The organism is Corynebacterium efficiens YS-314, assembly GCF_000011305.1.
GTDB classification, from domain to species: Bacteria; Actinomycetota; Actinomycetes; order Mycobacteriales; family Mycobacteriaceae; genus Corynebacterium; species Corynebacterium efficiens.
Genome location: NC_004369.1, coordinates 1355468 through 1368232 on the forward strand (window position 1 = coordinate 1355468; position 12765 = coordinate 1368232).

The 12765-nt window shown below is 63.8% G+C and carries 8 protein-coding genes; 1 reads left to right on the top strand and 7 read right to left on the bottom strand.

All coding sequences use genetic code 11. From position 1 onward, the window contains the following. Positions 1-4: 4 nt before the first annotated feature. The 3 genes from narH to CE_RS06515 are packed head-to-tail and all read right to left on the bottom strand — an operon-like array spanning position 5 to position 6711. Positions 5-1606 (bottom strand): nitrate reductase subunit beta, encoded by a 1602-nt coding sequence (narH, locus tag CE_RS06505; RefSeq protein ID WP_006769256.1) that lies wholly within the window; start codon positions 1604-1606, stop codon positions 5-7. Next, entirely contained in the window at positions 1606-5355 is a 3750-nt protein-coding gene (locus CE_RS06510) for a nitrate reductase subunit alpha (protein ID WP_006769257.1), read from the bottom strand. The genes narH and CE_RS06510 overlap by 1 nt, the downstream gene beginning before the upstream one ends. An 18-nt stretch (positions 5356-5373) precedes the next feature. Continuing rightward, the gene (locus CE_RS06515) at positions 5374-6711 is read right to left on the bottom strand and encodes a nitrate/nitrite transporter (RefSeq protein WP_035109468.1); all 1338 of its coding nucleotides are present in this window, start codon (positions 6709-6711) and stop codon (positions 5374-5376) included. Positions 6712-6962: 251 nt separating this feature from the next. Between CE_RS06515 and CE_RS06520 the strand changes: the two genes are divergently transcribed. Next, positions 6963-7454 carry a MogA/MoaB family molybdenum cofactor biosynthesis protein gene (locus CE_RS06520; protein ID WP_006769259.1) on the top strand — a complete coding sequence of 164 codons (492 nt, stop codon included), beginning with the start codon at positions 6963-6965 and terminating at the stop codon, positions 7452-7454. Here the strand turns inward: CE_RS06520 and CE_RS06525 are convergent. The 4 genes from CE_RS06525 to CE_RS06540 all read right to left on the bottom strand — a co-directional run bounded on the left by CE_RS06525 (position 7448) and on the right by CE_RS06540 (position 12230). Continuing rightward, complete coding sequence (locus CE_RS06525) at positions 7448-8044, bottom strand: molybdenum cofactor guanylyltransferase (protein ID WP_006769260.1); 597 nt, start codon at positions 8042-8044, stop codon at positions 7448-7450. The two genes, CE_RS06520 and CE_RS06525, sit on opposite strands and share 7 nt — an antisense overlap. Then, positions 8041-9270, bottom strand: coding sequence for a molybdopterin molybdotransferase MoeA (gene glp / locus CE_RS06530; RefSeq protein ID WP_035109545.1), 1230 nt, complete (start codon positions 9268-9270; stop codon positions 8041-8043). Before glp ends, CE_RS06525 begins: the two co-directional genes overlap by 4 nt. A 7-nt stretch (positions 9271-9277) precedes the next feature. Continuing rightward, positions 9278-10423 carry a GTP 3',8-cyclase MoaA gene (moaA, locus tag CE_RS06535; RefSeq protein WP_006769262.1) on the bottom strand — a complete coding sequence of 382 codons (1146 nt, stop codon included), beginning with the start codon at positions 10421-10423 and terminating at the stop codon, positions 9278-9280. Between the two features lie 91 nt (positions 10424-10514). Further along, complete coding sequence (locus tag CE_RS06540) at positions 10515-12230, bottom strand: long-chain fatty-acid--CoA ligase (RefSeq protein WP_006769263.1); 1716 nt, start codon at positions 12228-12230, stop codon at positions 10515-10517. Between the last annotated feature and the right edge of the window lie 535 nt (positions 12231-12765).

Genomic DNA, 12765 nt, shown 5'->3' on the forward strand with positions numbered 1-12765 from the left:
CGTCTCAGCCCTGTCGATTCGGGAACATGGAATCGGGGCGCTCACCGGGATTCCACGAGGCCAGGCTCACGCGGCCGGCGGCGGCCGGGACTCCGGACTCGCAGGCCTCCGGGGCGCCTTCACCGAGCCCGACGTTGAGTGATTCCGCGGCACCGATCGGATCCACGTTGCCGAAGGGATCAAGCCCCTGGATGCCACGCGGGGTCTCCGGGGAGGCGGTGGGGATGACATAGCGGTCGTCGTACTTGGCGATGGCCAGCAGACGGTACATCTGCTGCATCTTCTTCCCGTCCATACCCACAGCCTGCGCGATCTCCTCCTGGGGTTCATTGCCCAGGTTGATATCCCGCATGTAGGAGCGCATCGCGGCGAGTCTGCGCAGCGATTTCTCCACGGGGCGGGTATCACCCGCGGTGAACAGGCCAGCCAGGTACTCCAGCGGGATACGCATGGTGGACAGGGCGGTGAGCAGGATCCTGTGGTCCTCGCCGTCGTTGCCGGAGGCGGTGACCTCATCGACGATGGGCGACAGCGGCGGGATGTACCAGACCATCGGCAGGGTGCGGTACTCCGGGTGCAGGGGCAGCGCCAGCTCGTAGGTGAAGATCAGATCATAGATGGGGGACTGCTGGGCAGCCTCGATCCAGGTGTGGGGGATTCCCTCCCGTTCGGCGGCGGCGATGATCTCCGGGTCGTGCGGGTCGAGGAACAGGGTCTTCTGCGCTTCGAAGAGGTCCTGTTCGTTCGGGGTGGCTGCGACCTCGGCGACACGATCGGCGTCGTAAAGCAACACGCCCAGGTACCGCAGGCGGCCGACGCACGTCTCTGAGCACACGGTCGGCTGGCCGACCTCCAGACGCGGGTAACACAGGGTACATTTCTCGGCCTTGCCGGACTTGTGGTTGAAGTAGACCTTCTTGTACGGGCAGCCCGAGACACACATGCGCCAGCCACGGCAATGGTCCTGGTCGACCAGGACGATGCCGTCCTCCGCACGCTTGTACATCGCACCCGACGGGCAGGAGGACACACAGGTGGGGTTGAGGCAGTGCTCACAGATGCGCGGGAGGTAGAACATGAAGGAGTCCTCGATCTCCTTGGCCACCTGCAGGTTCATCTTCTCCAGCACCGGATCCTCATCCATGGTCGCATGCGAACCACCGAGGTTGTCATCCCAGTTCGACGACCACTCGATCTTGTCGATGGGACGACCATCGAGCTGACTGATGGGCCGGGCGGTGGGCTGGGTAGCCTGACCTGCCGGGGCGGAGAGCAGCTTGTCGTAGTCATAGGACCACGGCACGTAGTAGTCATCGATGGTGGGCAGCTTCGGGTTGTGGAAGATGGTGGCCAGCTTCTTCAGGCGCCCACCGGCCTTCGGCTTCAGCTTGCCGGAATTGGTCCGGACCCAGCCACCCTCCCATTTGTCCTGGTCCTCCCAGCCACGGGGGTAACCCACACCGGGGCGGGTCTCGACGTTGTTGAACCAGATGTATTCCGTGCCTTCGCGGTTGGTCCATGCCTGCTTACAGGTGACGGAGCAGGTGTGGCATCCGATGCACTTGTCCAGGTTCATGATCATTGCGATCTGCGCCATGACCTTCATTAGTACTGCACCTCCTGGGAGCGGCGACGGATCCGGGTGACCTCGTCGCGGTTGTTTCCGGTTGGTCCGATGTAGTTGAAGCCGTAGGTGAGCTGACCGTAGCCACCGGCCACGTGGATCGGTTTGATCATGATGCGGGTCAGCGAGTTGTGGGTGCCACCGCGTTTGCCGGTTCTCTCGTTGATCGGGGTTCCCGTGGTCCGTTCCTGGGCGTGGTTCATGAAGACGGTGCCCTCTGGGATGCGATGGGAGACGATCGCACGAGCTGAGACCACACCATTGCGGTTGTAGGCCTCTATCCAGTCGTTGTCCTTCACACCGATCTTCGCAGCATCCCTATCCGACATCCAGATGACCTGGCCACCACGGGAGATGGTCAGCAGGTGCAGGTTGTCGTAGTACTGCGAGTGGATCGACCACTTGTTGTGCGGGGTGAGATAACGGACGGACACCTCAGGTTCGCCATCGCGGCCGGTTGATGTCTCACCCGGTCCCATCTCACCGTTGATGTGTATCTTGTCCAGCGGCGGCCGGAAGATGGGCAGCTGCTCGCCGTAGTCGATGAACCAGTCATGGTCGAGGTAGTAGTGCATGCGCCCGGAGAGGGTGTGCCAGGGCTTGTCGTACTCGAGGTTGATCGAGAACGCGGTGTAGCGGCGACCATTGCGCTTATCCGCGGACCACTCCGGGGAGGTGATGACCTCCATGGGGCGTTCCTTGACCTGGTCCCAGTTGATGCGGGTGCCCTCCTGACCGGCGATGAGATCCATCATGTCGGTGCCCACGCGTGCCCCCTGGTTGCGGAAGCCCTCCGCTGCCACCTCACCGTTGCTCACACCCGACAGGTGCAGGATCATCTCGATGGCCTTGACCGCCGAGTTCAGCAGGGGTCGTTCACCTGCGGACTGCGTCATGCCGGTACCGTTGATCAGCTTCATCTCCTGCACCTGCCTGGATACGTTGAAAGGCGTTCCGTGGGTGCCGGTGCCCAGCTTCTCCACCAGGGGCCCCATGTGGGTCCACTTCTCATAGACCTGGGTGTAGTCACGTTCCACCGGGATGAGCTTGGCCATGGTCCGACCGGGGACATACCCCGCCCGCTCCAGGTCCGGGACGATGCCGCCGGGCATGCTGAGTTCATCAGCGGTGTCATGGGCGATCGGTGCGGCGATGACATCGGTCTGGGTGCCCAGCCACTTCCCGGCGTGCTTGCTGAACTCCTTCGCCAGGTCGTGGAAGACCTCCCAGTCGGAGCGGGTCTCCCATGGTGGGTTGATGGCCGCGTTGAAGGAGTGGATGAACGGATGCATATCCGTGGTGGACAGGTCATGCTTCTCGTACCAGGTGGCCGCGGGCAACACGATGTCGGAGACCAGGGTGGTGGAGGTGTTGCGGAAATCCGTGGTCAACATCAGATCGAGCTTGCCCTCCGGGGCCTTGTCGTGCCATCTGATGGAGGCCGGGCGCTCATCGGGGCCGAGTTCCTGTGCGGTGGCATCGGAATCAACACCGAGCATGTGGCGGAGGAAGAACTCGGTGCCCTTGGCGGAGGAACCCATGAGGTTGGTGCGCCAGTTGAGCAGGATGCGGGGCCAGTTCTCCGGTGCATCCGGGTCCTCGCAGGCGAATTCGAGTTCCCCGGAGTTGAGCTGCCCGGCGATGTGCTCCTGGACGGTGATACCCTTGTCCTCCGCTTCCTGGGAGAGTACGAGCGGGTTGCGGTTGAACTGCGGATAGGCCGGCATCCACCCACGTTTCATCGACTCGATCAGCGTGTCCGAGGTCAGCTTGTCACCGACGGAACCACGGTTGGCCAGAGGAGAGGACAGACGGTCGGCGCGGGTGTTGTCATAGCGCCACTGGTCGGTGGTCAGGTAGTAGAAGCCGGTGGTGATCATCTGACGCGGCGGACGCTGCCAGTCTGTGGCGAAGGCGTAGAGTCCCCAGCCGGTGGAGGGGCGGAGTTTCTCCTGACCGACGTAGTGGGCCCAGCCACCACCGTTGACACCCTGGGTGCCACACATGGAGGTCAGGGCCAGGAAGGTGCGGTAGATGGAATCGGCGTGGAAGTAGTGGTTGACACCGGCACCCATGATGATCTGGGACCGGCCCTTCGAATCATCGGCGTTCTGGGCGAACTCCCGGCCGATGCGGATGGCCTGGTTGGCCGGCACACCGGTGAGTTCCTCCTGCCAGGCTGGTGTACCCATGACCGGATCGTGGTAGTCCACCGGCCACTCACCGGGCAGGTTGAGCTCCTCACGGTTGACACCGTAGTGGGCGAGCATGACATCGAAGACGGTGGTGAACTTCCTGCCGCCGACCTCGATGGTGGGCACGCCACGGGAGATGACGCCCGCGCCAACCGGGCCGGTCTCCCCGGTGCCGGTGGGGGCGAGATCAAAGCGGGGGAAGAGTACCTCTGCGGTGCCTGTGGTGTCGGTGGCTCCCTCGACATCGGCGATGGATATGACCGGGGCGACACCATCCTGACGGAGGTTCCACTTGCCCATACCCTCCTCACCCCAGCGGTCGGCGACGGTGCCGCCAGGGTCGACAATCCGGCCGTCGGCCTGGATGGTCAGCAGGCGGTGGGTGGCGTTGGCGGTGTCGGCCAGCTCCGGGTCGAAGGAGGCCGCGCCGGCGGCGGTGAGGAACTTGCCCGGGGTGTAGGTGCCGTCACCGCGGTCATCCAGTTCCACCAGGAAGGGGGCGTCGGTGTATTTGCGCATGTAGTCGAGGAAGTACGGGGTCTTCCGGTCGACGTGGAACTCCTTGAGGATCACATGGCCCATGGCGAACGCCAGGGCGCCGTCGGTACCGGGGTTGATCCTCGCCCACTCATCGGCGAACTTGGTGGAATCCGCGAAATCGGGGGAGACCACGACCACCTTCGTGCCACGGTAACGGGCCTCCACCATGAAGTGGGAATCCGGGGTGCGGGTCACCGGGATGTTCGACCCCCACATCATCAGGTAGCTGGAGTTGTACCAGTCCCCGGACTCGGGAACGTCGGTCTGGTCGCCGAAGGTCTGCGGGGAGGATGGCGGGAGGTCGGCGTACCAGTCATAGAAGGACAGGGCCACACCACCGATCATCTGCAGGAAGCGGGTGCCGGCGCCGTAGGAGACCTGGGACATCGCGGGGATGACGGTGAAGCCGTGGATGCGGTCGGGCCCGTAATTGCGGATGGTGTAGATGTGTGCGGCCGCGGCGATCTCGATGGCCTCGCTGTACTGCACACGGATCAATCCGCCCTTGCCGCGCTGGGAGATATATGCCTGACGTTTCTCAGGCGTTTCGACGATCTCCCGCCACGCCAGCACGGGGTCACCGTGGCGTTTCTTCGCCTCCCGGTACATATCCACCAGCACACCGCGGACATACGGATACCGGATGCGCGTCGGGGAGTAGGTGTACCAGGAGAATGACGCTCCGCGGGGACAGCCACGGGGCTCATAATCGGGCATGTCCGGGCCGGTGGTGGGGTAGTCCACGGCCTGGGACTCCCAGGTGATCACGCCGTCCTTGACGTAGACCTTCCAGGAGCAGGACCCGGTGCAGTTGACACCATGGGTGGAGCGGACCATCTTGTCGAAGGCCCAGCGGTTGCGGTAGAACACATCGGCTCTGCGTCCGCCCTTGAGGAAGATCTGCTGTCCCTCGGAGCCAACCTTGCCCTTGCGCAGGTAGCTACCCAGTTTGAACAGGGGGTTGACGGAGTCGGTTTTGCTGTCGGTGGTAGTCATGTGTCGAGAGCCTTTCAGTTATCCCGGGAACGGGGCGTTCGGGCGTGCATAGTAGATCCAGGTCAGGGCGGTGGCGATGGTGAAGAAGACCACACAGCCCCAGTAGAAGGTCACGGTGGGGGTCATGGAGAGCAGCACACCGACCACGAAGGGGCCGAATGCGCCGATGGCTCCTGTCCATCCGATAACACCTCCGGCCTGTTTCCTGGGCAGGATCATCGGCATCTGCTTGAAGGTGCCGGCGTTGCCGATACCGGTGAAGAAGAACAGGGCGAGCATGGACCACAGGAACGGGTAGAAATCATCCGGGGTCTCCGCCCGTGACAGGAAGATGGCGGCGGCCACGGTGGAGGCGATCATGCCCACGCCACTGACGAAGGTCCACACCGCACCACCGAACTTGTCACACAGTGGGCCCCATCCTGCACGGACCAGGGCACTGATGAGGGGGCCGAGGAAGGCGTAGGTGGCACCGGCGTGCAGCGCCTCCGCGGGGAACTGCTCTGCCATCGGGGAGGCGATACCGAAGTGGTTGTTGATGATCAGACCGAACTGGGCGGCGAAACCGGCGAAGGCCCCGAAGGTCATCATGTAGACGATGCTGAGGATCCAGGTGTTCTTGTTGCGGAAGAAGTTCAACTGGTCCCTGAAGTTCACCTTCATCGGGATGTCCTTGAGGAACAGGAAGGCCAGGACCGAGGCCAGCATCGCCCACGGCACCAGCACGATGGCGGCGTTGTGAACGAAGACCTCACTGCCCTCCACCGTGCGCTGCGGGGTGATGAATCCGATGCCCAGCAGACCGAAACCCATCACCCACGGACCGAGGAACTGGATCACGGAGACCCCGAGGTTGCCCACACCCGCCTGGATACCCAGGGCGGTGCCGGACTTGGCCTTGGGGAAGAACCAGCCGGTGGAGGGCATGTACCCGGAGAAGCAACCGCCACCGATTCCGGTCATGGCCGCCAGGACCAGCAGCCACCAGTAGGGGGTGTTGGCGTTCTGGACCGCGAGGAACCAGCCGAACATGGGGATGAGAAACAGGGCTGAGGAGAACCCCACCAGGTTGCGGGTGCCGATGCGGGCGGGCAGGAACATGAAGACCAGACGGAGAATACCTCCGGCCAGTCCCGGTACCGCGGTCAGCCAGTAGAGCTGGGCCGCGCTGAGGTCGAAACCGATACGGTTGAGCAGCGGGGCGATGGCCGAGACCAGGTACCAGACGCTGAAGCCGATGATGAGGGAAAATGTGGTAATGGCCAGGGTGCGCCAGGCGATCCTGGAATCCCACTGCTCGGGGACCTCGGGATCCCACCCGTGGAGAGTTTTTCCCTTTGTGTTGAGTTCTGTCACTTTATGCCTCTTCTGATTGGGGTCGAAGGGCGTTCCGGAAACCCTTCCGTGACTGCATTGAAACCAATCTAACACGGCGTGACCTGCTAAGGTCATCTTTAATACGATTTAACCCGGTGAAAATTACGCAACAGAAATGTGCTCTAATTCACGTCCAGCTTGTTGGGTGTTTTAACTGGATGTCCGTTTAAATGTGGTTTTAATTTTCCCCCTTTTTCGGGGGTGGGAGCGCGCGAGAGAGGTAGTCGTCCATGACGGTGCAGGGAATGGAGCTGACCGGGGCAGTCATCACCGTATCGGACCGGGTGATGTCCGGCGAGCGGGAGGATAGGGTAGGTGCTGTCGCCCGTGAACTTCTGTCTCAGGCGGGGGTGGAGGTGGTGTCCTCGGTGACGGTCCCGGAGGGGCGGGACATGGTGGCCGGGGAACTGGAGTCGGCGGTCAACCGTGGGATACGGGTCATTGTCACCACCGGCGGGACCGGTGTGGGCCCGCGCAACCGGACTCCGGAGGCCACAGAACCACTCCTGGAGACACAGCTGTCCGCCGTGATGACCCAGATTCTCATCACCGGACTGTCAACCACCAACCAGGCTGGTCTCTCCCGCGGTCTCGTGGGACTGACCACTCGTGACAGCGGTTCGAGTCTCATCGTCAACGCCCCGGGTTCCCCGGGTGGTGTCCGCGATGCCCTCGGGGTGGTGTGTCCGCTCCTGGCCCCGATCTTCGAGCGTCTCTACTGACCTGTGCCTGTCGACGTCCCACCCTGGCCGGTGGCACCACCCGGCAGTTCCACCTCGCCGAGCGCGGTCAGTTCCCCGATGGTGTCATAATCCGTCTCCGTGCCGTCACCGGGGACCTCCACCACCGTGTCCGCCTGTCTGAGCAGCGCCCTGACCGGGCGGTCCCGGACCTCACCCATCCTGGCCAGTGCCCGGATCAGCGAGGGGGTACGCCACACCGCGCACAGGGGCTGGATCCACCCGTCGACGGCCACGGTGACCGCGACATCCGCAGGGCCGATGGCTGCCCGCAGTACCGGGAGCATCCTTGCGGAGTGTGGGGCATCCACGGCCAGGATGGCAGTGAGGTCACCGTGTTGCTCCAACGCGGCGATCCCGGCGGCGATCCCGGCGACGGGACCACCGAAGGGGGGCTGCTCACTGGTGGTGGCAATGCCGGTCAGGGGGTGGGGTGAGACCACAATGACGTCATGCCCCTCAAGCTGGCCCAGGAGGTGGTCCACCAGGCGCCGCCCATTGAGCTGGACCGATGCCTTGTCCACCCCACCCATGCGGGTGCCCTGCCCACCGGCGAGGATGATCACGTTCATGTCAGATACACCGTGACCTGCCCACCCGGCTGCAACCCGGTCGCACCCGGCGGGATGAGCGCGAAGCCCCCGACTCCGTTGAGGGACGCCACGAAATGACTGCCCCGACCCGCCCGGGTGAAGGGTGCCGCACCCGCCCCGTCTGCATCCCAGGTCAACCGCACCGGCACGATGAGGTTCTTCGCCTTGGCGGTGGGGAAGGGGGAGCGGGCGGTGGCCGTGACACGGGGGCGGCTGTCCAGCGTCGCCGGGGCATCCCGGCCCCGCAGCTTCGAGACCGCGGGGATGACGAACATGAGGAAGGAGACATAGGCCGCCACCGGGTTGCCGGGCAGGCAGAGCACTGGCACCCCGCCCCAGGTCCCGGCCCCCTGGGTCTTGCCGGGTTGCATATCCACATGTCCGAACCACATCTCACCGGTGTTCATCACGGCTTTCACCACATCAAAGGCCCCGGCCGCCACCCCGCCTGTGGTGATGATGAGGTCACTGTGCTCCCCGGCCCTGCGGAGGGCTGCGGTGAATTCCGCCGGATCATCACCGGTGTGTAACTCTGTGACGCAGGTGATGCCCAATTCCCGGAGCAGCTGCGCCACCATGGGGCGGTTGGAGTCGGGGATCTGCTCGGTGGTGGGGGCGGACCGGGCGTCGACAAGCTCATCCCCGCTGCTGAGCACCGTGACCGCGGGCGTGGGGAACACGGATACCTCCCGTACGCCGGCGGAGATGAGTCCGGCGAGCAGGCCGGCATCGACGGTGTCACCGTCCCGGGCGAGCACATCACCGGTGTCCACATTGTCCCCGCGTGGGCGGATGTGGGAACGGCCCCGGTAGGAGTGGATGGTCACCGTCTCCGGCAGATCCTGCGGGCCGGGTTCGGCGGAGGTGTCCTCGACCGGGATGACCACGAGGCCATGCGGATCCGTGATGGGCGCGCCCGTCATGATGCGCACGGCTGTTCCCGGGGCCGGGGTGATCGCCTCACCACCGGCAGGCACATCCCCGGTAACAGGCAGGGTGAGGTCGGACCCGTCAGCCAGATCGGAGGCGCGGACGAGGAAACCGTCCATCGCCGAGTTGGAAAACGGCGGGACCGGAAGGACAGCGTGGGCATCGGTGGCCAGCACGCAGCCAACCGCCTCCGTCACGGGCAGGGTCACCGGCGGGGCCGGGGTACACAGGGAGAGTACGCGGGTGAGGTGGTCGGTGATGCTGGCCGTGGACATGATCTGATCACCCACCGATGGCGGACATGGGGCGGTCGGGCTGCAGGAAACCCTCATCATCGATACCGTGACCGGGTTTTTTCACCCACATCGCCCCTGCCCACACGGCAGCCAGCTCCTCATCGGTGGCCCCGGCACGCATGATGTCGCGCAGGGGTGTCTCGGTGCGGGCGAACAGGCAGTTGCGGATGGTACCGTCGCTGGTCAGGCGGGAGCGGTCGCAGTCCCCACAGAACGGGTGCGTCACCGAGGCGATGATGCCGAGGGTGCCGGTGACGGACGTGTTGTTCCGGTCGGTGGCGTTCCACAGTGCAGCCGGGGCGGAACCGCGTGGTTCCCTCGCGGGGGAGAGGATGAATGCCTGTTCCAGCCGCTCAAAGATCTGGGCTGCGGTGACCATGTCCCCGCGCCGCCACTGTTCGCGCGGCCCCAGGGGCATCTGTTCAATGAAGCGCAGCTGCGCACCGAGCTCCAGGCAGTAGGAGGCCAGGGGGACGATATCCACCTCATTGACACCGGGCATGACCACCGCGTTGACCTTGACGGGTTGCATACCTGATGCCACGGCCGCCTCGATGGAGGACAGGACCCCGGACAGGCGGTCCCGGCGGGTCAGCGACAGATACCGCTGCGCATCGATGGTGTCCAGGGAGATATTGACCCGGTGCAGGCCGGCCTCCCGCAACCCCACGATCCGTTTGTCCAGGCCCAGACCGTTGGTGGTCAGGGCGGTGCGCACCGTTTCGCCCTCGTCGGTGCGTAGTGCGGTGGTGGCGCTGATGATGTCCTCGAGGTTTTTCCGCAGGAGGGGTTCGCCACCGGTGAAACGGATCTGGCGGATGCCGAGCTTCTCCACGGCGATGCGGATGAGGCGGATGGTTTCCGCATCGCTGAGTGTCTGTTCCGTGGGCATCCATTCCAGCCCCTCAGCCGGCATGCAGTAGGTGCACCTCAGGTTGCAGCGGTCGGTCAGTGAAACCCGCAGGTCCCGGGCGACCCGGCCGAATCGGTCCACGAGCGTACGGGTGCCATCCGGTCCGGCGACAGGCAGGTCGGCCGGGAGATCCCCAGGCCCAACCGGAGGAGTCAGCAGTGGGCTCTGCGACGTTGCCTGGGGAGGGGGCCCGGGCTGGAGGAAGAGGCGGGTGGTCATATGAACTCCATCCTAGGAACGGTGCAGATTAAAACCAACTATAACCGGAAATAATCGGAAAACCATGGGTTCGGGACAATGCTGCCGGTGACTACTTCTCACCTGGGCCTTTGAGTTTGATCACTTCGAATTCACCATTGGCCAGATGCATGCGCAGATCCTTCTTGTCGAATTTACCCACCGAGGTCTTGTCGATCTCACTGACGAAGGTCCAGTATTCCGGGAGCATCCAGTTCGGTAACCGGTCCCGCAGTTGGTCGCGCAATTTCTCCGCGGTCTCGCGGGTGGGTTCAACATTCGGATACAACAGCGTCACCGCCAGGGGGCGTTCCACCCACTTGTCATCAGGGAAGCCGATGACCGCGCACTCCACGACCTCGGGGGTGGCCATGATGAGATTCTCCAGCTGGGCTGAGTAGATCCACTCACCACCGGAGCGGATCACATCACGGGCCCGGTCCTGGATGGTGAGGAAACCGTCACTGGTGACGGAACCCACGTCCCCGGTACGGAGCCATCCGTCGGCGGTGAATGATTCCCGACCATCATCGACCTGCTCGCCATCGAAGGTGTGCGCCAATCCCCCCTCGGTCTGGGTGGGGGGCTGGAAGTAGGATCCGGTCACCCAGGGGCCGCGAACCTGGATCTCACCTTCATTGCGGTCGGTGGAGGCCATCACCTGGCCGTCATTGACCACCCGGTATTCCAACGAGGCGGGGAAACGGCCCTGGGAGACCCGGTATGCCCAGCGGGCGCTACCGGAGGCACCGGAGGGCGGGCGGGACACCGTGCCCACGGTAGATGTCTCCGTCATGCCCCAGACATGCACCACATCCACGCCATACCGCTCCTCCCACAGGGTGATCAGCACAGGGGGAACCGCAGAACCGCCGACGTACAGCTCCCGCAGTGACATCCGCTCCGGTGGGTTCTTCAGGTAGTGGACCATCAGCTGGATCCACAGGGTGGGCACACCGTGGGCCACGCGGGGCAGCGTGGTGGAGATGATCTTCGCCAGGGTGGGGGCGGAGAGATCCGAGCCGGGCATCACCAGCGGGGTGCCCGACATGAAGGCCGCGATAGGAACACCCCAGCTCAGGACATGGTAGATCGGCACACAGCACAGGAAGGTCTCGCCGTGGGTCACCGACAGGGAATCGGTGGTGCGCAGACTCAGTGACTGCAGGTACAACGACCTGTGTGAGTACACAACCCCCTTGGGTGCGCCGGTGGTGCCGGTGGAGTACCCGATCGCCGCCGCGGTGCGCTCATCCTGGACCGGCCAGTCATAGTGGGTGGACCGACCATCCAGGAGTGATTCATAGGAATAGGCCTCCACACTCTCAGGCAGGTGGGAGGCGGGTTCCCGGATATCGGAATCACCGATGAAGATCACGGCCCGGACGCCGGGACAGCTCTTGAGCACCTCGCCCAGTTGACCCGCCAGCCGGGGATCCGCGACGATGACCTCATCCTCCGCATGGTTGATGATGTAGGAGATCTGGTGGTTCATAAGCTGTTTGTTGATCGGGTTGAATACCGCCCCCATGCAGGACACTGCGAACATTGTTTCCAGGTGTTCGCCGCAGTTATACAACAGCGACCCCACCCGCTGGTCACCTGTGATCCCGAATGAGTCATGGAGCGCGTGGGCCAGGGCAGCAGCGCGGGCGCCGATGTCGGCGAATGTGAGCTGTTCCTGTTCGCCGCCGTCGTACGTGGTGACGATCGTGTCACCGTGGACGGTGGAACCATATTTGAGGATCCTGGAGAGGGAGAGGGGGACGTCCTGCATGGTGCTGAGCATGCTTAACACTCTAGCGGCAGGGGTGGACACGGAAACCGGTAATGGGGGTCCGGGTGGGAAACCGGTATCCGGGGTGGCCTGAGGAGCGGACCTTCTCCGCCCTGCCGGAGTCCTCCAGGGACGGAAGGTGGGGCACCGATTAAGACACCACCTGTGTAGTACGCTAATATGTCCTGATAAGACCGGGTAGGCTATACCGGTGCGCTTTACAATCCTTCTTCATCCCTGTGGGCGTCGCCCAGCGGTGTCACCGTGCGGGGATGGTGGGATGAATATACGGCGCACCTTCAGGTGTGGGCCCAACTCGGCCACAACCGGTCTGGATCAGGGCGCAGCATTGCATCCGCATCATGTGGAGAACATGTTTCCCCTTTCCCTGTGAACTACCACGTAACCCCATTCAGGCGTGTGTCGACATTCCGGGTTTCTGCCCGCTGGGTGTCATGCTGATCGACGTTCTGCCGTGGGGTTGTGGGTGGTCAACCTCAATTACACAGAAGAAGCTTTTCAGCCTTCGCGAATGCCATGTAGGCCC